Below are 21541 nucleotides of genomic sequence, written 5' to 3'. Positions count from 1 at the left end.
TTGCGCTGACACCAACGCGGAACATCAACCGCCGGATAATCCCAGGCTGTTCATCACGCGCACGGCATTGTCTTTGCAATCAATGTCCTGAGGTTTCGAATCTATCACTTGAATTAATGAACGCAGATGCGCTTTGTTCTGCGCCAGCCTCACTTCCAATGACTCGATATCGGCAATTTTCTTATGCAGTGCCGCCATCAGCTCATCATGCTTCCATGACGAAATATCTCCCGGCAAGACTTGTCCAATTTCCTCAAGCGTAAAGCCGGCTTTTTGCGCACCATTAATAATTGCAAGCAGCGCAACAGCTTCGAGCGGATAGTCCCGATAGCCGTTGGATTGGCGGTCGACAATCTTCAGCAGGCCTTTTGACTCATAGAAACGGATGGCGGAAGCCGAGATGCCGCTCCTTTTGGCGAGTTCACCAATCTTCATTGCGCTCTCCTATCTGAGTCTGTGTGCCTTGAAATTGAGGGCGCACTCTAAAAATGTTCATTGCAAGGCTTGACCTTCAACTTAACTTCAAGCTTATCGTGGTGCCATTGTAACTCGGGAGACCGCAATGCATCCTTTCAGTGAGCTTGTCTTGCCTAACGGCGCCATCGTCCCCAACCGCCTTGCCAAAGCCGCGATGGAAGAAAACATGGCCGACGACAATCACGCGCCGTCGGATGACCTGATCCGTTTGTACAAGTCGTGGGCAGACGGTGGCGTGGGCCTGATCATCACCGGCAACGTGATGATCGACCGCCGCGCCATGACGGGGCCGGGCGGCGTGGTGCTGGAATCGGAAACCGCAGCGCCGCGTTTCAGGGAATGGGCAAAAACGGCCCGCTCTGGTGGCGCGCAGATCTGGATGCAGATTAATCATCCGGGACGCCAGATGCCCGCCGCCATGGGACAGGAAGCGATCGCGCCATCGGCCATCGCCATGGAGCTTGGCGATTTCTCCAGCCAGTTCGCCACGCCGCGCGAGATGAGCGAAGACGACATTGCCGACGTCAGGCGACGGTTCGTCAAATCCGCACAGTTGGCGGAGCAGTTCGGCTTCAATGGCGTGGAAGTGCATGCGGCCCATGGTTATCTCATCAGCCAGTTCCTGTCGCCGATCACCAACAAGCGCACCGACCAGTGGGGCGGCCCAATCGCCAATCGCGCGCGCTTGCTGGTCGAGGTGGTCAAGGAGATACGCCAGACTGTGGGCAAGGACTTCGCGGTCGCCGTCAAACTCAATTCGGCCGACTTTCAGCGCGGCGGCTTCAGCACCGACGACGCGAAGACGGTAATCGCCATGCTCAATCCATTGGGCGTGGACATGATTGAACTCTCGGGCGGCAGCTACGAAGCGCCGGCGATGATGGGCCACGCACGCGATGACAAGACGCTGGCCCGCGAGGCCTACTTCGTCGAGTTCGCCAAGGACATCGCCACCGTGGCGGACATGCCGGTCATGGTCACCGGCGGCATACGCCGCTACCCGGTTGTGAAGGAAGTGCTGGACAGCGGCATCGACATGGTTGGCATGGGAACCGCACTCGCGATCAATCCCCATCTGCCGAAGGCATGGCGTTCGGATCAAACGACGACGGCAATGCTGCGCGCCGTCACCTGGAAAAACAAGGTAATGGCCTCCGCCGCCGTGATGGCGATGGTGAAGTACCAGTTACAACGGGTCAGCAAGGGCAAGCCCGCCAATCCGAATGTGCGCCCCCTGTTTGCGCTGCTTGGACAACAGTTGCAAGCCAAGAAGCAAAATAAACGTTATCGCCGTTGGATGAGCAAGGCCATGCCACACGCGCAGGCGGCTTGACGGCGGCATCGCCGCGTCGGCGACGCATCACCATCGGAAATACCCACGTCACCCGCGCCGCAGCACAACGTGGGTGGCCTTCTCCGTTCCCACGAACTCGACGCACTCGTAACCCAGCGTGCGCAGGTCCAGTCCCTCGAACAAGGGCTCGCCCCGGCCCAGCAGGATGGGCGAGATGGCGAAATGCAGCTCGTCAATCAGCCCCGCTTGCAGATATTGCCGGATCACGTTAGCGCCCCCGCCTATGCGCACGTCCATGCCGTTGGCGGCCTCGCGGGCCCGCTCAAGCGCTTCGTGGATGCCGCCGGTGACGAAGTGGAACGTCGTGCCGCCTTCCATCTTCAAGGTTGGGCGCGCATGATGGGTCAACACGAAGACGGGCACGTGATAGGGCGGATTGTCGCCCCACCAGCCTTGCCAGTTCAGGTCGGGCCAGGGGCCGCGCACCGGTCCGAACATGTTCCGGCCCAGTATCCACGCGCCGACGTTCCTGATTCCCCGTGCGGCAAAATCGTCGTCGACGCTGGTCGTGCCTTCTCCGGCAAAGTGCATGCGCTGGAATGTTTGCGTCGGGATCAGCCACTGGTGCAAGTCCCGACCACCCACGCCAAGCGGATTGTCGAGATCCTGGTCCGGCCCCGCGCCATAACCATCGATGGAAATCGTGAAGCTTTCAACTCGAACGCGTGTCATGCTGACTCCTTCATTTGAATTGATGCAACAGATAGCGGGCGCCGGAACCCACCCCTTGTCCTTACCCGCGCGCGAGTTCGACCAGTTTGGTGGTGGTATTCCAGTTGCGTGTGGTGGCGCGCAACTTCAACACCCGTTCAAAATAGCTGTTATTCAGTTTGGTCTTGCCGTAACCGCCAGGGCAATGCACGTACACCACTTTTTCACCGATGGCGTATGCGTCGGGAAGGAAGTTGTCCCCCTCCACCTTAGCGTGGCTAGCCGCTTTGAGGAAGGTGAAATACAGACTTGCCGTGTCGGCGCCCTTCCAGGCTGGCGGCACCGCGTTGATCGCCGCCAGGAGTTCAGGCGCCGTGCGCACCAGCACGTCAACGTCGGGATAGCCGAATTCGCTGCAAATGGCGCGCTCCAATATTGTTTCCAACTCGGCCGCCTCCATCTCGCTGCTCAGGACGATATTGCCGCTCTGAAGGTAGCTCTCAACATCGGTGCAAGCGAGCGACTGGCAGACGCCGACCAGTTCCTTCATCGCGATCTTGCGCTGACCACTGACGTTAATTCCCCGCAACATGCACGCGTAACGCGTCATACCCGTTTTCCATAGCAAATAGAACAACAGATTATAGGCGACGACGACGAAACTTGCAGGGCGATTCGCTGGCGAACGGCGACGGGAACGATGCAATATTTGGAGAGAATTCCATGTGGCAAGATGAAGTACCATCTACGGCATCACGTTTCCGGAGTGCCGCATGTCGATACGCCCCGCAGGATTTTGCCTCGTTTGTGCGCTGGGATGGGCGGCGGCCGCCGTCCAGGCCCGTGGCATCGAGGACATGCCACCACCCCACTTCTCCATCTCGATCCAGGGCACCGGCATCGCCGGCAAGACGCTGGAACTGGATGCCCCGCCCTACAGCAAGACGGTGGTCGAGTCGCTGGGCGACCTGACGGTGGAACTGACACCGCGCCAGGACACCGACCCGAACGGCCGGGCCGTCGTGCGCTTGCTGCGCAATTACGAGGGCGCCCGCGTGCTGCTGCACACGGCCAAGGTGGCTGGCAATAATCAGGGGAAATGGCAACTGGCTTACCTGATCTGCAATGATGCGGTGACTTTCATGTCGCCAGCGCCACAAATCCTGCCTGGCTGCCGTCCTTAACAGGTGAACGCCGCGCCGCAATCCGCACAGCGTGGCATGCCCTGCCTCATTCCTCGGCCAGCGCGACCAATTCTTGCGCCACCAATTCATTGAGGTGCATCAGCATCTCGTGCATCTGCCCCACCAGCTGGCGCGCGCGCGCGGCGTCGGGCTCCTTGCGCATCTGCTCCAGCGCGAGGCACAGGTTACCAAAGCGCATGGCCCCCACTGCCCGCGCCGATGACTTGATGCGGTGACCCAGTTCCGATAATTGCACCAGATCGCCATGCGCCAGCGCCGCATCCACTTCCACCATGCCATCGCGCGCGGAATCCAGGAACAGCTTCGCATACTTGCGCATCTTGTCCGGCTTGTTACCGAAGGTCTGGCCCAGGGCGGCCAGATCGAACATCTCGGCCTCGTCAGCATCCGGCATTGCTGCGGGCTGGGCAGTTGGCTGTCCTGCCGCCGCGTTGACAACATCAGCCGGGACCGGCGCGGCGGGTTCGACGGGTGGCGCAGCCGCCGGGGACGCATCGGCACTGGCGACCTGCGCGGCGGCATCTACGGTGTGGCTGGCATGCGTGGCGCCCGGGTCGGCGCTCGCCACAGGCCGGTTGGCGGTAGTCTCAACCGGAGTGACAGCCGCAGTGGTGATGGCCGGGGCTGTCACATCCGAGGTAGTCTCGGCCGAGGCAGTCACGGGCGAGGTTGTACCGGCCGGGGTAGCCATGGCCGGTCCCGCCAGGGCCGACGTGCTGGCGGTTAGTGGAACGGCGGGCACGGCGGGCACGGCGGGCACGGCGCCCACCCCGGCTGCAACCCCGGCCGTGGCCGGCGGCGACGCCAGCGACGCCTTGGTGGCGGCGCCGGCGGCCGTGTTGGCCGTTGCACTGGTGGCCGGCACAGGCAAGGCCAGGTCCGGGACCAGCCCGGCTGCCGGCGCCTCGACCGAAGCAAGCGGGCCGGCCGCGCGCGCGCGCCGGTTCATCCATTTCGACAATACATTGAACAGCAACTGCGGTGCGATCGGCTTGGTGACGAACTCATCCATGCCCGCTTCGATACAGCGGCGCTGGTCGTCGCGGCCGGCGTTGGCCGTCATGGCGATCACCAGCGTCGACTGCAGACGGGAATCGGAACGGATCAGGCGTGTGGCCTCGAAACCATCCATCACCGGCATCTGCACGTCCATCAGCACGCAGTCAAAACGCTGGCGCAACAGCATATCGATGGCTTCCTTGCCGTTGTTGGCCACCGTCACGACGGCGCCCGCATCTTCCAGCAATTCCTGGCCAACCTGCTGGCTGAAGACGTTATCCTCCACCAGCAGGATGGACGCGCCGCGTATGCTGTCGAGCACGTCCGGCTGCACGGCCGCATCATTGGGTTCGAGGAAGCTGGTGCCTTTGGCCAGCCGGGCCGTGAACCAGAAGGTGCTGCCCTCGCCCAGCCGGCTTTCCACGCCCACCGTGCCGCCCATCAGTTCCGCCAGTTGCTTGCTGATCACCAGGCCCAGGCCCGTGCCACCGTACTTGCGGGTGGTAGAGGTGTCAGCCTGATGGAAGGACTGGAACAGGTTGCCCATCTGGCTCAGTGTCATGCCTATGCCCTCGTCCTGCACTTCGAAGCGCACCAGCGTGGTGTTGTCGCGGTCTTCCACGGGGCGGGCGCGGATGTGGATCTTGCCGTTTTCGGAGAACTTGATGGCGTTATTGGTGAAGTTGAGCAGCACTTGCTCCAGCCGCAACGGGTCCCCGCGCAACTGGTGCGACAGGCCCGGCCAGACTTCGTACACCAGCTCCAGCCCCTTGCGGGCGGCGCTCTCGCCAAGCTGGCTGGATATATTGCTGAGCAGTGTGTCGAGCGCGAAATCGGCCACTTCCAGCTCCATCTTGCCGGCCTCGATCTTGGAGAAGTCAAGGATGTCGTTGATGATGCCCAGCAGATGCTGGCTGGAGTGGAATATCTTGCTCAGGTAATCGCGCTGCTTGGGGTCGCTGACGGCTTTCAAGGCCAGGTGCGCCATCCCGATGATGCTATTCATCGGCGTGCGGATCTCGTGGCTCATATTGGACAGGAAATCGCTCTTGGCCTGGTTGGCCGCGTCGGCCTGTTCCTTCAGGTTGTGCAGCTCCGTCACATCGGTCGACAGCGCGATGACGGCCGTCTCGGCCCGGTCGATCTCCACCGGAACCTTCACGGTCCACAGGTGGTGCACATTGCCCTCGCTGTCCGTGTACTTCTCCTCGCCGGCGCGCTTGACGTTGTCGGCAATCACGGAACGGTCGTCGGCCCAGGCCGCGTCGGCCGCCGCCGCCGGCATCAGTTCGCGGTCTTCCTTGCCGATGATGTCTTGCGCAGGCAAGCCCATCACTTGCGCCACCTTGGCGTTGGCATAGATGTAGCGCCGGTCCTGGTTCTTCATGTAGACGCGCGCGTCCACATTGTTGAGCACGGTATCGAGTAGCAGCCGCTGCTTGATGGCGCTGCGGCGCGACGAATACAACATGAAGAAGTAGCCGTAGATCAGCATCGTGCCCACAAAGCCCGTGGCCAGCGCGATCAGGGGGAAATAGTTGTCGAATACGGTCAGCAGTTCGGCCTTGCGCACCACGAAATTCGCCTTCCACAGGCTGCCGTTGAAGTCGATCGGCAGCACCGACTGAAAATAATCGGCCTCGTGGCCGGCCGGCACCGGGCTGGGCTGCATGGAACCGTTGTCGTTGAACAGCAACCGGTCCGTCTTCTCGATCACCAGGCGGCGCTGCTCGACATCGGTGCTGCCGTCCGCGTACAGGGTCAGGTGCACCTGGCGCACGGCCATCTCGTCGATGGCGCCCTGTACCAGCTTGGGTACGCTGAAACCGATACCGACCGTGCCGAGATAGGCGGCACGCCGGCTGACCACATCGGTCAGTTCCATCCCGCGCCGGTACACGGGCAGGCGCATGCCCAGCCCGATGTGGGGCATGGGCTGGTTGACGACGATGGGCTGGCCCGACGCGCCCACCTGGCCGTTGTCACGCGACAGTTCCATGGCGCGGTCGATGGCGGGATTGGCGGCAATATCCACGCCCATCTTTTCCTGCGCCAGGGCAGTCGGTTCCAGATACGTCAGCACGGCATAGTGGGTACGGCGGCCCGGCGGCCGGATGTCGAACTGGGGATAGCCTTGCGGCTCCAGGCTGCGGTCGGCACGCACGGCGGCCACAAACGCGTCGCGCTGGGCGTCCGTCACCAGCGGCGCCCAGGTCAGCGCCTCGATGGCCGGGAAATGCTGCGGCAAGTCCAGGCTGGCCACATATTGGTGAAATTGCAGGCGGCTCAGGTTGTCCGTGGTCTGGAACAAGGCCACCAGCCCGCGCACCAGGTCGGAATACGATTTGACACGGGCCGAGATGCTGTACTGGGTGCTGCGGGTCAGATTCTGAAAACGCTGCTCGGCATCATCCTCCACCGTCTTCAGGGCAGCCGCGTACAGCGTCATGCCGATCGCCAGCGCCAGCGACAAGCCCACGCCCCAGATCAGCGCGCGCGTGCTCGTCAAAGCCTTACCCAGCTTAACCAATGTTCGCATCGTCCATCACTTTATATCTGAATAAAAGCAGGCCATGACAGCCTTGCCAGGACGCCCGATCGAAAGAAATTTGCATCACAGCAGCATACTATTAATGACGCCGGGTAACCACGTTTACCTGCGAAAGTCCGGCCCGGTTTCCCGCCTTGCGACATAGATCAACAACCATGCCGCTTATTTTCCGCCTTGCGCGGAACCGATGGCGGCACCTTGCACTCTAACTCTGCAGTTGCAAGGAGAAAGTCGTGAACGCGACCGTCAAGCGGGGGGAAGCCGCTATATTAACGGGAAGCGCGCCAGCGCGCAGCGCCGCACAGGCGGCCCGCGCGGCGCACGGCTGCGCAGGTTTGCTCGCAGCCAGCATGGCGTGGGCCAGTGCGGCGCAAGCGCCGCCTCATATGCCGACGCACACACCACCTCACACGCCGACGCACACGCGACCTCGCACGCCCCCTGATGCGCCCCCTGATGCGCCGCCATCCGCGCCGACGCAGGCACCGTGGCAAGCCCATGCGCAACCCGACCACCGCGAATTCGACGCCACACTCGACGTTCCGTACCGCGCCAGCCCCGGCGCGCGGCGCACCATCTCCATCTACCTGAGCTACCCGGACCAGGGCCGGCGCCACCGCGCCAGCTGGCAACTGGAACTGCGCACGCGCAAGGGCGCGGTGTTGCGACGCTGGCACGGCGCGGTCACGCTCGGCGCGCGCCCGTTTACCCTGCAACGCGATTGGGATGGCCGCGCCGCCGGCGCGGCGCCTCTCACTGCGAGCGGCACCTACCGCTTGCGCTTGCAGGCCCGCACCGGCAACACCGTCATCACGCAGGAGTGGCCGATTGCGCTTGGCATCCCGCCGCGGCTGGCCATGCCCGCGTTCCGGCCACTGGCCACAGGCGCGACGCATCATGTGGCCACCATGACGCCTATTCCAACGGGAACCATCCTGCCGTCCTACACCGTGTATTACGGCAACCTGCACAGCCAGACCAACCACAGCGACGGCGGCGGCGACCTGGCCCATTGCACCGGCGCCCAAGACCCGCAAAGCGCCGCGCTGGGCCCGCCCGATGCCTACGCCTACGCCCAGGCCCACGGCCTCGATTTCCTGATGACGTCGGAACACAACCACATGTACGACGGCTCGGACGGCACCAATCCCAACGCTGATCCCCGCCAGGCGACAGCCCTGTACCGGCAAGGCTTGCAGGACGCCATCGACTACAACGCCGCCCACGCCGGCTTTCTCGCCATCTACGGCCAGGAATGGGGCGTGATCGCCAATGGTGGCCACCTGAACGTGTTCAACAGCCCGGAATTACTGGGCTGGGAGCGCAACGCCAGCGGCCAGTTGCTAGCCGACACCGAAACACCGAGGAGCGATTACGCCAGCCTGTACAGCCTGATGCGCGCACGCGGCTGGCTGGGCCAGTTCAACCATCCGGCCCCGGACCAGTTCAAGGTCGGCGCCACCCCGCTGGCCTACACGGCCGACGGCGACGAGGTCATGGTGCTGTGCGAGGTGATGAACAGCAGCGCCTTTTCCCACAGCGCGGACGAAAGCGAAAGCCACCGCAGCAACTACGAGGCCGTGTGCGACCAGTTGCTGGAGGCGGGCTACCACCTGGCCTTCAGTTCCGACCAGGACAACCATTGCGCCAACTGGGGCGCCTCGTACAGCAACCGCAGCGCCGTGCTGGTGCCCGGCGACGCGCCGCTCGACAACACCAGCCTGCTGGCGGCCCTGCGCGCGCGGCGCGTGTTCGCCACCATGGACAAGCAGGCCCAAATCCTGTTGACAGCCAATGGCCACCTGATGGGCGAGCGCTTCGCCAACTGCGGCCCGCTTGCGCTGAGCGTGCGCTACGCGGGCGCGCCGGGCCGCACGGCGGCCGACCTGACTATCATCGAAGGAGTTCCCGGGCGCAACGGCGCCGTCAGCGAACTGGCCCACACGGCCGACATCACGTTTACACCCGCCCCCGGCGAGCACTTCTATTACGCCAGGCTGACCCAGGACGACGGCAAGCTGCTGTGGACAGCACCTGTGTGGATTAGCCAACAGTCCCCCTCCCTATTGTGCGCTGCAACCAATTAATTTCCATTAAGATTTTTCGCTCAGGAAATCCACGGGCGGTAATTGCTTCGCAGACATATTGCGGGCGCCGCTTTTTGCTTGACTCACAAGCGCACCGGCGTATCTTCTAGTTCAGAAGAACACGCGCCGACCTTACCCCAATGAAGCCCCACCGTGCCTATTCCGAAAGTCCTCATCGTCAACGACGACCCCGCCAGCCTGTACGCGCTGGAGAACTTGCTGGCCGACTCGGCGCAGCAACGCGGCTACCATCTGCACACGGCCGGGTCCGGCAAGGAAGCGCTGCGCCAGGTGCTGCGCCATGACTACGCCGTCATCCTGCTCGACGTGAGCATGCCCGACATGGATGGTTTCGAGACGGCCGAGGCGATCCACTCCCATCCACGTTCGGCCGGCGTGCCCATCATCTTCATCACGGCGCACTATGCCGACGAGATGAACCGCCTGAAGGCTTACCAGAAAGGCGCCGTCGATTACCTGTTCACGCCCGTGATCCCGCAGATCTTGCAGACCAAGGTGGAAGTGTTCGTCGAGATGACCAAGCAAACCATCCAGCTGCGCAAGAAGTCCGACGAACTGGCGCGCCTGAACGAGGACTTGCGCGTACAGCGCATGCAGGAGCTGGAGCGCATCAACCAGGAGCTGGAAGCGGAGATCACGGAACGCAAGCACGCCGAGCAGCGCGCCCATGAACTGTCCACGCGCGATGCGCTCACCAACCTCGTCAACCGCCGCTCGCTGATCCAGCAACTGGAACACGCGGTGGCCTCGGCCGACCGCAACCGCACCCAGTTCGCGCTGCTGTTCCTGGACCTGGACAAGTTCAAGGAAGTCAACGATCACTACGGCCACGAAGTGGGCGACGAGCTGCTGCGCCAGGTGGCGGCGCGGCTCACGGCGGCGGTGCGCGTGTCGGACGTGGTGGCGCGCCTCGGTGGCGACGAATTCGTCGTGCTGATCGAAGGCGAACGGGCCGCCGCCAACGCGGCCCGCGTGGCGCGCAAGATCGAACAGGCCGGCGCCCGCCCTTACCGGATCGGCAGCCACCGCATCCGCAGCACGCCCAGCGTGGGCATCGCGCTCTACCCGCAGGACAGCGACTGCGCGCGCACCCTGATGCGCAACGCCGACCTGGCCATGTACCAGGCCAAGCAGGACAAGGGCTGCAGCATCCGCTTCTTCCACGAGGAGCTCAACGCGCGCGAGCGGGAGCGCGAACGCTGGTCCCGCGAACTGCGGCAAGCGCTCGATGGCGACCAGCTGGAACTGCGCTACCAGCCGCAGGTGGCGCTGGAGACGGGGCAGGTGCACTGCGCGGAAGCGCTGCTGTATTGGCGCCACCCGCGCCTGGGCCTGATCCCGGGTCCCCAGTTCCTGCCCTGCGTGCCCGACCGCGCCCTGCTCGACCGGCTCGATGCCTGGGTCATCGCCAGCGCCTGCGCCCAGGCGGCATTATGGCGGCAGGCGTCGCCGCCCACCCGGCTGGGCGTGGCCTTCAACCTGGCCGCCCCGCAACTGGAGGCGGAACTGGCGCAGCAGCTATTGCCCTTGCTGCGCCGGCACCGCCTGGTCGCGGGCAGCGTCACGCTGGAACTGAACGAAACGCTGCTGCTGGACGCCAGCGACGACGCCCCGCCCCTGCTGCGCCAGCTGCATGAAGCAGGCGTGCGGCTGGCACTCGACCACTTCGGCAGCGCACACTCATCACTGGCCACCTGCAAGCAGCTGCAATTCGACGCGCTCAAGATCGACCGCGCGTTCGTGCACGCCATCGGTCGCGAGGATGGCGGCAGCGACATCGTGGCCGCCATGATCCACCTGGCGCGCGCGCTGGCCATGCAGGTTGTCGCACTGGGCGTGAACCACGAACAGCAGCTGGAACAACTGCGCGCCCAGGGCTGCGACTACTATCAGGGTGAACTCTATTGCCAGCCTATGGCGCCGGCCGACCTGATTGACCATCTCCACCGCACGGGCGCCGCCAGCCAGGCATGCGCACCGGATTCCACCAACCCTCCCAAACAAAGAGGACAGCGTCCATGAACGACATGACCGACATGCGCGAAGAGCTCGACGTGAAACTGCTGCTGGCCACCTTGATGGCGCTCAAAAAAGGCGACTTCACGGCCCGCATGCCCTCCGACTGGACCGGCATCTCCGGCAAGATCGCCGACACGCTCAATGACCTGATCGAGACCAAGGAGAAGATGGTCAAAGCCGTCACGGAGGTGAGCCGGGTGGTGGGCCGCGAAGGACGCCTGACCCAGCGCGCCGCCGTGCCCAACGTGGTCGGCGGCTGGGCCACCATCATCAGCTCCGTCAACACGCTGATCGACGACCTGGTGCGCCCCACCACGGAAATGGCGCGCGTGATCGGCGCCGTGGCCAAGGGCGATTTGTCGCAGACCATGGCGTTGGAAGTGGACGGCCACCCGCTCAAGGGCCAGTACCTGCGGGCCGCCACCACGGCCAACACCATGGTCGAACAGTTGTCGTCATTCTCGTCCGAGGTCACGCGCGTGGCGCGCGAGGTGGGCACGGAGGGCAAGCTCGGTGGCCAGGCCCAGGTGAAAGGCGTGGCCGGCACGTGGAAGGACCTGACCGACTCGGTGAACTCCATGGCCGGCAACCTGACCTCGCAGGTGCGCAACATCGCGGAAGTGACGACGGCCGTGGCCAACGGCGACCTGTCGAAGAAGATCACGGTGGACGTGCGCGGCGAAATCCTGCAGCTCAAGGACACCATCAACGTGATGGTGGACCAGCTGCGCTCCTTCGCCTCGGAAGTGACGCGCGTGGCGCGCGAGGTCGGCACGGAAGGCAAGCTCGGTGGCCAGGCCTACGTGCCCGGCGTGGGCGGCACCTGGAAGGACTTGACCGACAACGTCAACTTCATGGCCTCCAACCTCACGGGCCAGGTGCGCAACATCGCCGCCGTGACCACGGCCGTGGCCAACGGCGACCTGTCCAAGAAGATCACGGTGGACGTGAAAGGCGAAATCCTGGAACTAAAGAACACCATCAACGTGATGGTGGACCAGTTGTCCTCGTTCGCGTCGGAGGTGACGCGGGTGGCGCGCGAAGTGGGCACGGAGGGTAAGCTCGGCGGACAGGCCCAGGTGAAGGGCGTGGCCGGCACCTGGAAGGACCTGACCGACTCGGTGAACTCCATGGCCGGCAACCTGACCGGCCAGGTGCGCAACATCGCCGACGTGACCACGGCCGTGGCCAATGGCGACCTGTCGAAAAAGATCACGGTGGACGTCAAGGGTGAGATCCTGGAACTGAAGAACACCATCAACGTGATGGTGGACCAGCTGAACTCCTTCGCCTCGGAGGTGACGCGGGTGGCGCGCGAGGTCGGCACGGAGGGCAAGCTCGGTGGCCAGGCCAACGTGCCCGGCGTGGCCGGCACGTGGAAAGACTTGACGGACGGCGTGAACTCCATGGCCGGTAACCTGACGGGCCAGGTGCGCAACATCGCCGACGTGACTACGGCCGTGGCCAACGGCGACCTGTCGAAGAAGATCACGGTGGACGTGAAGGGCGAGATCCTGGAACTGAAAAACACCATCAACGTGATGGTGGACCAGCTGTCCTCGTTCGCCTCGGAAGTGACGCGGGTGGCGCGCGAGGTGGGCACGGAGGGCAAGCTCGGTGGCCAGGCCTACGTGCCCGGCGTGGGCGGCACGTGGAAGGACTTGACCGACAACGTGAACTTCATGGCCTCCAACCTCACGGGCCAGGTGCGCAACATCGCCGCCGTGACGACGGCCGTGGCGCGCGGCGACCTGTCCAAGAAGATCACGGTGGACGTCAAGGGCGAGATCCTGGAACTGAAGGACACCATCAACGTGATGGTGGACCAGTTGTCGTCCTTCGCCTCGGAGGTGACGCGGGTGGCGCGCGAGGTGGGCACGGAGGGCAAGCTCGGTGGCCAGGCCAATGTGTCGGGGGTGGCCGGCACGTGGAAGGATTTGACGGAGAACGTGAACCAGCTGGCGGCCAACCTGACCAACCAGGTGCGCGCCATCGCCGAGGTGGCGACGGCCGTCACGCGCGGCGACTTGTCGCGTTCGATCCAGGTGGAGGCGCGCGGCGAGGTGTCCTACCTGAAGGACAACATCAACGAGATGATCCGCAACCTGAAGGACACCACGCTCAAGAACGCCCAGCAGGACTGGCTGAAGACCAACCTGGCCCGCTTCACCCGGCTGCTGCAAGGCCAGCGCGACCTGCAGGCGGTGACCAAGTTGATTCTGTCGGAGCTGGCGCCGCTGGTGTCGGCCCACCACGGCGTGTTCTACATGATGGATTCGCAGGAGGCGGACGCGCGGCTGCGCATGATCGCCAGCTACGGCTACCGCTCCAGCCGCAAGCTGCCCACCTCCTTCCTGCCCGGCGAGGGCCTGGTGGGCCAATGCGCGCTGGAGAAGGCCCGCATCTGGCTGACGGACGTGCCGCGCGACTACATCGTCGTCTCGTCCGGCCTCGGTGCCGCGCCACCCACCAACATCGTGGTGTTGCCTATCCTGTTCGAGCAGCAGGTCAAGGCCGTGATCGAGATCGCCTCCCTGGACCGCTTCACGGAAACCCACTTGTCCTTCCTCGACCAGCTGATGGAATCGATCGGCGTGGTGCTCAACACGATCGAGGCCAACAGCCGCACGGAATCGCTGCTGACGCAGTCGCAATCGCTGGCGCAGGAACTGCAGCAGACCAATCAGGAGCTGGCCGAGAAGGCGCGCCTGCTCTCGGAACAGAACATCGAGGTCGAACGCAAGAACCGCGAAGTGGAACAGGCCAAGCTGGCGCTGGAGGAAAAGGCCACCCAGCTGGCGCTGTCGTCCAAGTACAAGTCCGAATTCCTGGCCAACATGTCGCACGAATTGCGCACCCCGCTCAATTCCCTGCTGATCCTGGCCCAGCAACTGGGCGACAACCCGGAAGGCAACCTGTCGGGCAAGCAGGTGGAATTCGCCAAGACCATCCACGGCTCCGGCTCCGACCTGCTCACGCTGATCAACGACATCCTGGACCTGTCCAAGATCGAATCGGGCACCGTCACGCTGGACGTGTCCGAGTACCGCTTCCAGAACCTGCGCAACTACGTGGACCGCACCTTCCGCCACATGGCCGAGGCCAAGCACCTGTCGTTCAGCGTGGAGCTCGACGAGGCCCTGCCCACGGCCATGATGACAGACACCACGCGCCTGCAGCAAGTGCTCAAGAACCTGCTGTCGAACGCGTTCAAGTTCACCACCCACGGCCAGGTGTCACTCACCATCAGCCTGGTCACGACCGGCTTCACCAGCGACCATCCCAACCTGCTGCACGCGGACGCGGTGCTGGCCTTCGCCGTCAGCGACACCGGCGTGGGTATCGCGGCCGACAAGCTGCAACTGATCTTCGAAGCGTTCCAGCAGGCCGACGGCTCCACCGCCCGCAAGTACGGCGGCACGGGCCTGGGCCTGTCGATCTCGCGCGAGCTGGCGCGCCTGCTGGGCGGCGAAATCCGGGTCGAAAGCGTGGTGGGCGCCGGCTCCACCTTCACCCTGTTCCTGCCCTACAACCGGGCCGGCTTCATCAACTACGACATGGGGCGCCAGCCGCAGGTGCGCCTGCCGTCGCCGCCGCCGCAGGTGGTGGTCGCATCACAGCGCCAGGCCGCACAGGAGGAGACGGAATCGGTCAACGCCGGCCGCGGCGCGGGCCAGCCTGAGGACCACGACCTGGCCGACTACAACGCCACCGGCGATGACCGCAGCCTGATCGCGGCCGGCGACCCGTCCGTGCTGATTGTGGAGGACGACGAGCGCTTCGCCAAGATCGTGCTCGACTTCGCGCGCGAGAAGAACTTCAAGGCCATCGTCACCCACCAGGGCGACTCGGCCCTAAGCCTGGCGCGCGACTACCTGCCCTCGGCCATCCTGCTCGACATCGACCTGCCCGACATCGATGGCTTCACGGTGCTGGACCGCCTCAAGCGCGACCCCGGCACGCGCCACATCCCCGTGCACGTGATGTCCAGCCTGCGCGAGCGGGAACGGGCGCTGCGCCAGGGCGCCATCTCCTACATGAACAAGCCGGTGGGCAAGGAGGCGCTGCAGGAGGAATTCAGCCGCATCCAGAAGTTCCTGTTGGGCGGCAAGCGCAGCCTGCTGGTGGTGGACGACGAACAGCCGCAACGCGACGCCATCGTGGCCCTGATCGGTGACAGCGACCTGCGCATCGTGGCCGTCGACACGGGCCAGGCCGCGCTGGACGCGCTGCGCGAGTCGCACTTCGACTGCATGGTGCTGGACCTGACGCTGCCCGACATCAGCGGCTTCGACCTGCTCGACCGCATCGGCAAGGACCCCGAGCTGCGCGACCTGCCGATCGTGATCAATACGGCCAAGGACCTCAACCGCAAGGAGGTGGCCAAGCTCAAACGTTATGCCAAGACCATCGTCGTCAAGGATGCTCGCTCGCCCGAACGGCTGCTGGACGAGACGGCGCTGTTCCTGCACCGCTCGCAGGCCAGCCTGCCGGAGGCGCAGCGCCGCATGCTGGAGGAAATCCATGCCGCCGAGGGCGGGCTGGCCGGCCGCAAGGTGCTGATCGTGGACGACGACCTGCGCAACATCTTCGCCCTGTCCTCGCTGCTGGAACGCCAGCAGATGCAGGTGTCGTTCGCGGAGAACGGGCGCGACGGCATCGAAGTGCTGGAAAAGGATCCCACCATCGAAATCGTCCTGATGGACATCATGATGCCGGAGATGGACGGCTACGACACCATGCGCGCGATCCGGCGCATCCCCAAGTTCAAGTCGCTGCCCATCATCACGCTCACGGCCAAGGCCATGAAAGGCGACCGCGATAAATGCATCGCCGCCGGCGCCTCGGACTACATCACAAAGCCGGTGGACGTGGCGCAGTTGCTGTCGCTGATGCGGGTCTGGCTGCACTGATGGCGGCCATGATGGAGACCCCGGTCCCACACCAGCCCAGCGCACCGGCCGTGGAGGAACTGGAACTGGGATTGCTGCTCGAAGCGCTGGTGCAGTGTTATGGCTACGATTTTCGCGGCCATGACCGGGCCGCGCTGCGGCACAAGCTGGCCGCCGCGATGGCGCAACTGGGCGCGCGCACCATCTCATTGCTGCAGGACCGCGTGCTGCACGACCCAGGCGCTCTGGCCACCGTGCTGCGGGCGCTGCACGTGCCGCCGGCGGCCTTGTTCGACGACGCGCAGGAAGTGGCGCAACTGCGCGCCATCCTGGGCGCCTGCCTGCACGGCGCGGCCCTGCCAAAAGTGTGGCTGGCCGACTGCGCCGGCGCCATGCAGGCCTGGACCCTGGCCATCCTGCTACACGAACAGCAGCTGGACAACGGCACGGAGATCTTCGCCACCGTCCCCAGCGACGAACAACTGGCCGATGCGCAGGACGCCAGCGTGGCCCTGGCCGACCTGCCCGTCCTGCAGGAAAACTACGCGCGTTGCGGCGGCCAGGGCGCCCTGCTCGACCACTTTGTCGTCCAGGGCGCGCATGCCGTGCTGCTGCCCCAGCTGCGCAGCCGCATCACATGGGCCCAGTACAACCTCGTGACGGATGCCTCGTGCAATGAATTCCAGCTGATCGTGTGCCGCCGCGCCCTGCCCGACTTCGGCCCCGTGTTGCGGCGGCGCGTACTGCAGCTGTTCCATGACAGCCTGGCCCCGTTCGGGGTACTGGGCCTGGACCGCCCGCTCGAAGCGGACGATACGCTGGCCGCCAGCTACCAGCCGCTGTTGCCGCCGCTGCCGTGGTACCGGCGCACGGTGTGAACCAGCTGCCGCAGCGGCTCGCGGCCTCAGAATTTGGCCGCGCTGGGACGCTCCGCAATCCGGTCACGCCACGCCTGCAAGTGCTGCATACCTTCGTCGCCGGGTCGGAACTTCATCAGGCCGCGCGCGAACTCCAGCGCGCAGAAGGCGGTGATGTCGGCGATGGTGAAGCGGGCGCCGGCCACGTAAGGCTGGCCGGCCAGGGTCTGGTCCAGCCAGCGCGCCACATCGCGCATCTTTTCGCCCTGCGAGGCGCCGAATTCGGGGAACTGCGGCTGCTCCAGCTTGGCCAGGCCCGGGTGGGTGTGGCGGATGCAGTTGGCGATGGCGGCGAACAGGCGCAATTCCACGCGCCGGTCGGCCATCTCGATGAAGGCGCGCTCCTCGTAGCCTTCGCCCATCAGGTTGGGTTCGGGCGCATACCCTTCCAGCCAGGTGCAGATGGCGCGCGTCTCGCACAGCATGCGGCCGTCGTCCAGCTCCAGCGCCGGCACCTGCGCCAGCGGATTCCTGGCCAGGAAAGCGGCGCTCTTGTGCTCGGCCGTGGACAGGTCGATCATCACGTCCTCCACGCCCTCGATGCCCTTTTCGGCGATGAACATGGCGACGCGGCGCGGGTTGGGCGCGCGGAATGCGGTGTACAACTTCATCATCAAACTCCTTGTTGGCGGGATTGTCCGGTTTCCAGCATCTTGCGCGCCTCGGCGGCGAATTGCTGGGCTTTCTCGTCGCTGGCCGTGCGGTCCAGCTGCGACGGCGGCAGCAAGATGCCGCGCTTGACGGCCGGGCGCGCGGCCACCGCCGCCAGCCAGCGCGTCAGGTGCGGCAAATCGTCGGTGGGCACGCCGGACCAGTTATGGGTGCGCACCCAGGCCCAGTTGGCGATGTCGGCGATCGAGTAATCGCCGGCCAGGTATTCATGCTCTTTCAAATGGCCGTCCAGCACGCGGAACAGGCGCTTGCTCTCGCCCTGGTAGCGGTCGATGGCCGGCTGGATCTTCTCGGGGAAGTAGCGGAAGAACACATTGGCCTGCCCCATCATGGGGCCAATGCCGCCCATCTGGAACATCAGCCACTGCATCACCAGCGAACGGCCCTTGGGGTCGGCCGGCATCAGCCGCCCCGTCTTTTCGGCCAGGTAGATCAGGATGGCGCCCGATTCGAGCACGGCGAAGTTGTCCGCCGCGCGGTCCACGATGGCGGGAATGCGGCCGTTCGGATTGATGGCCAGGAACCACGGTTCCTTCTGTTCGTTCTTCGACAGCTCCAGCGCATGCAGCGTGTAGGGCAGTTCCAGTTCTTCCAGCGCGATGGAAATCTTGTGGCCGTTCGGCGTGGCGGCCGTGTACAGGTCGATCATGGCGGCGTCTTTCCTCCTCAATGAGCAGTCAGGATCATAGCGCCATTTGGCCGCCGTCGCATATGGATGCTTGCGGATGCCTGTGGTCGCATTGACAAGCTTGCGCTTTGTCCGTAGATTGCCGCTACACTCATTCCCATTTCCCGACTCCACAAGATAAAGGGCACAGCATGCAGCGCAGCTTGATTTCACTGGCGATCCTCACCCTGATCGCCACGCACCAGATTTCCGCCCCGGCGGCCGAGGCCACGCAGGCTAAAGCCGGCGCCAAAGCCGACGCCACGGCGACCCAGGCCACCACCCAGCTGCCGCGCAATGCCAGCCCCACCCACTACGCCCTGTCCATCACGCCGGACGCGCAGCACAGTACCTTCAGCGCCAGCGTCACCATCGCGCTCGACATCCGGGAGCCCAGCACCAGCCTGACGCTCAATGCCGCCGACCTTGAATTCGCCAGCGCCGCCATCAGCGCCGGTCCGGGCCAGGCGCCGTGGGCCGCCAGCGCCATCACCACCAACGCGGAACAGCAAACCGTCACGCTCACCTTCGGACGCGAACTGGCGCCGGGCAGCTACCAGCTGCAACTGGCCTATCGGGGCAAGATCAGCACCCAGCCGGCCGGCCTGTTCCAGCTCGATTACCAGAACGGCGGCGCCAACAAGCGCGCGCTGTACACCCAGTTTGAAAACTCGGACGCGCGCCGCGTGCTGCCGTGCTGGGATGAGCCGAACTACAAGGCCACCTTCGCGCTGGAGCTGACGGCGCCGGCCGACCAGACCGCCATCTCCAACATGCCGCTGGCCTCGTCGACCACCCTGCCCGATGGCCGCCAGCAGCTGCGTTTCGCCACCACGCCGCGCATGTCCACTTATCTGCTGTTCTTCAGCCTGGGCGAATTCGACCGCGCCACCACGCGCGAGGGCGCGACGGAACTGGGCGTCGTCACGCAGAAAGGCAAGGTGGAACAGGCCCGCTTCGTGCTCGACGCCAGCGCCGCCGTGCTGCGCGAGTACAACGACTACTTCGGCCTGCCCTATCCGCTGCCCAAGCTCGACAATGTTGCCGCGCCGGGCCGCAGCCCGTTCTTCGGCGCGATGGAGAACTGGGGCGCCATCTTCTCGTTCGAGAACGCCATGCTGCTCGACCCGGCCATCTCGACCCAGGCCGACAAGGAGGAAGTGTTCCTGGTGGCGGCGCACGAGATCGCCCACCAATGGTTCGGCGACCTGGTCACCATGCGCTGGTGGGACGACCTGTGGCTGAACGAAGGCTTCGCCAGCTGGATGGAAAGCCGCACCACGATGCGCCTGCATCCGGAATGGCAAACCAGTTTCAATGCCGTCGAAACGCGCGAACACGCGATGGCGCAGGACGCGCTGTCCACCACCCACCCCATCGTGACCCACATCGAGACGGTGGAACAAGCCAGCCAGGCGTTCGACGGCATCACCTACCAGAAAGGTGAATCCGTGATCCGCATGCTGGAGAACTATGTGGGCGAGGAGGCCTGGCGGGCCGGTGTACGCAACTACATGCGCCGCCATGCGCACGGCAACACGGTGTCGGACGACCTGTGGCGCGAGATCGAAAGCGCGGCCCACAAGCCGGTGCGCGCCATCGCCCACGACTTCACGCTGCAACCGGGCGTGCCGCTGATCCGCGTGCAGGACGCCGTGTGCCGCAACGGCAGCACCACCGTCACGCTGTCCCAGGGCGAATTCTCCAAGGATCGCCTGGACAAGGCGCCCCTGACGTGGCAAGTGCCCGTCATCGCCCAGACCGCAGGCCACGCCAGCGCGCGCGCCGTCGTCAGCGGCAAGCGCGCCAGCATGACGGTGCCCGGCTGCGGCCCGGTGCTGGTCAACGCCGGCCAGGCCGGCTACTACCGCACACTGTACGCGCCCAACGTCTTCGACCAGCTGGCCGGCCAGTTCGCCACGCTGGCACCGATCGACCAACTGGGCTTGCTGACGGACAGCTGGTCGCTGGGCATGGCGGGCCTGTATCCGGCCACCCGCTTCCTCGACCTGGCCAGCCGCGCGCCGGTCGACGCGGCGCCCCAGGTCTGGGGCATCATCGCCCAGATCTACGCCGACATCGACGAACACTACGCCAGCACCCCGCAGCGCCGCAGCGTCTTCGACCAGTACGCGCGCGCGCGCCTGGCGCCCGTGCTGGCACGCACCGGCTGGGACGCGGCGCCCGGCGAGGCCACTTCCGTGACCAACCTGCGCACCGAACTGATCGCCGCCCTCAGCGCCCTGGGCGACGCCGGCACCATCGCCGAGGCGCGCCGCCGCTTCGACGCCGGCACGCCGCAAGCCATGCCGGCCGCCATCAAGCGCACCATCCTGGGCGTGGTGGCGCGCCACGCGGACGCAGCCACCTGGGAGCGCCTGCACCAGATGGCCAAGACGGAGACCTCGGCCCTGCTGCGCACCGAGCTGTACGTGATGCTGGGCGCCTCGGAAGACGCGGCGCTGGGCCAGCGCGCGCTGGACCTGGCGCTCTCCGGCGAGCCTGGCGCCACCGACAGCGCCGCCATGATTTCGCGCGTGGCCGTGCGCCATCCGGAACTGGCGTTCGACTACGCCACGGCCCACCGCGAGCAAGTGGAGGGCAAGATCGACGTCGCCTCGCGCAGCCGCTACTTCCCGCACCTGGCCACGCGGTCAGCCGATCCGGCCATGATGGACAAGCTGACCGCCTTCGCCAAGGAGCACCTGCCGGCCGGCGCCCAGGGCGACACCACGGCCACGGTGGCTGCCATCGCCTACCGCATCAAGGTGCGCCAGCAGCGGCTGCCGCAGATCGACGCGTGGCTGGCGCGCAAGGCGCCCTAGCAGGAAGCGGCCGCAACATGACCGTGGCGCGCCCCGCAAGGGCGCCACGGGCTTGCGTGAGCGGCCGCTGGAAAAAAAGAGGCCGGCAGCATCGTCGGATGGGCCGGCCTGAAACGCTGATTAAAGCGTAGGGATTTTCGGAGCCGGCGGCCCTGGGGCCGCCTGGGGAAATCTGTGCCGGAGACAAGAGTCCGGCAACTCTGC

Annotated in this window: 13 protein-coding genes; 7 read left to right on the top strand and 6 right to left on the bottom strand. The window is 65.1% G+C overall.

The window, feature by feature from the left end:
• Positions 1-24: 24 nt before the first annotated feature.
• Entirely contained in the window at positions 25-435 is a 411-nt protein-coding gene (locus H3H37_RS13060; RefSeq protein ID WP_182163079.1) for a MerR family transcriptional regulator, read from the bottom strand.
• Between the two features lie 127 nt (positions 436-562).
• Here H3H37_RS13060 and H3H37_RS13055 point away from each other — a divergent pair, with 127 nt between their 5' ends.
• On the top strand, positions 563-1810 hold the full coding sequence (locus H3H37_RS13055; protein ID WP_182163077.1) for an NADH:flavin oxidoreductase/NADH oxidase family protein: 1248 nt from the start codon (positions 563-565) through the stop codon (positions 1808-1810).
• Between the two features lie 48 nt (positions 1811-1858).
• Here the strand turns inward: H3H37_RS13055 and H3H37_RS13050 are convergent, their stop codons facing one another.
• On the bottom strand, positions 1859-2503 hold the full coding sequence (locus H3H37_RS13050; RefSeq protein WP_182163075.1) for a dihydrofolate reductase family protein: 645 nt from the start codon (positions 2501-2503) through the stop codon (positions 1859-1861).
• A gap of 61 nt (positions 2504-2564) precedes the next feature.
• Positions 2565-3092, bottom strand: coding sequence for a DUF1697 domain-containing protein (locus H3H37_RS13045; RefSeq protein WP_182163073.1), 528 nt, complete (start codon positions 3090-3092; stop codon positions 2565-2567).
• Between the two features lie 163 nt (positions 3093-3255).
• On the opposite strand from H3H37_RS13045, the gene H3H37_RS13040 reads away from it, so the two are divergent.
• The gene (locus tag H3H37_RS13040) at positions 3256-3666 is read left to right on the top strand and encodes a hypothetical protein (protein ID WP_182163071.1); all 411 of its coding nucleotides are present in this window, start codon (positions 3256-3258) and stop codon (positions 3664-3666) included.
• Positions 3667-3712: 46 nt separating this feature from the next.
• Here H3H37_RS13040 and H3H37_RS13030 read toward each other — a convergent pair whose 3' ends face one another.
• On the bottom strand, positions 3713-7225 hold the full coding sequence (locus H3H37_RS13030) for a CHASE domain-containing protein (RefSeq protein ID WP_229218806.1): 3513 nt from the start codon (positions 7223-7225) through the stop codon (positions 3713-3715).
• Positions 7226-7623: 398 nt separating this feature from the next.
• Here H3H37_RS13030 and H3H37_RS13025 point away from each other — a divergent pair, with 398 nt between their 5' ends.
• From H3H37_RS13025 to H3H37_RS13010, 4 genes are all read left to right on the top strand, one after another.
• Complete coding sequence (locus tag H3H37_RS13025; RefSeq protein ID WP_182163069.1) at positions 7624-9324, top strand: CehA/McbA family metallohydrolase; 1701 nt, start codon at positions 7624-7626, stop codon at positions 9322-9324.
• A 153-nt stretch (positions 9325-9477) separates the two neighbouring features.
• Positions 9478-11367 carry a putative bifunctional diguanylate cyclase/phosphodiesterase gene (locus H3H37_RS13020; protein WP_182163067.1) on the top strand — a complete coding sequence of 630 codons (1890 nt, stop codon included), beginning with the start codon at positions 9478-9480 and terminating at the stop codon, positions 11365-11367.
• Positions 11364-16277 carry a HAMP domain-containing protein gene (locus tag H3H37_RS13015; RefSeq protein ID WP_182163065.1) on the top strand — a complete coding sequence of 1638 codons (4914 nt, stop codon included), beginning with the start codon at positions 11364-11366 and terminating at the stop codon, positions 16275-16277. Before H3H37_RS13020 ends, H3H37_RS13015 begins: the two co-directional genes overlap by 4 nt.
• 8 nt (positions 16278-16285) lie before the next feature.
• The gene (locus H3H37_RS13010) at positions 16286-17134 is read left to right on the top strand and encodes a CheR family methyltransferase (protein WP_182163063.1); all 849 of its coding nucleotides are present in this window, start codon (positions 16286-16288) and stop codon (positions 17132-17134) included.
• 26 nt (positions 17135-17160) lie between these two features.
• Here H3H37_RS13010 and H3H37_RS13005 read toward each other — a convergent pair whose 3' ends face one another.
• Together H3H37_RS13005 and H3H37_RS13000 are read right to left on the bottom strand one after the other, a co-directional pair.
• Positions 17161-17784: a glutathione S-transferase family protein gene (locus H3H37_RS13005; RefSeq protein ID WP_182163173.1), complete on the bottom strand. Its 624-nt coding sequence runs from the start codon at positions 17782-17784 to the stop codon at positions 17161-17163.
• 2 nt (positions 17785-17786) lie between these two features.
• Positions 17787-18494: a glutathione S-transferase family protein gene (locus H3H37_RS13000; RefSeq protein WP_182163061.1), complete on the bottom strand. Its 708-nt coding sequence runs from the start codon at positions 18492-18494 to the stop codon at positions 17787-17789.
• A 170-nt stretch (positions 18495-18664) separates the two neighbouring features.
• On the opposite strand from H3H37_RS13000, the gene H3H37_RS12995 reads away from it, so the two are divergent.
• Positions 18665-21337: a M1 family metallopeptidase gene (locus H3H37_RS12995; protein WP_182163059.1), complete on the top strand. Its 2673-nt coding sequence runs from the start codon at positions 18665-18667 to the stop codon at positions 21335-21337.
• The last annotated feature ends 204 nt before the right edge of the window (positions 21338-21541 follow it).

This window comes from Rugamonas brunnea, assembly GCF_014042345.1.
Classification (GTDB): Bacteria; Pseudomonadota; Gammaproteobacteria; order Burkholderiales; family Burkholderiaceae_D; genus Rugamonas; species Rugamonas brunnea.
Note: the sequence above shows the minus strand (reverse complement) of the source record. Positions and strands in the feature narration are given on the sequence as shown.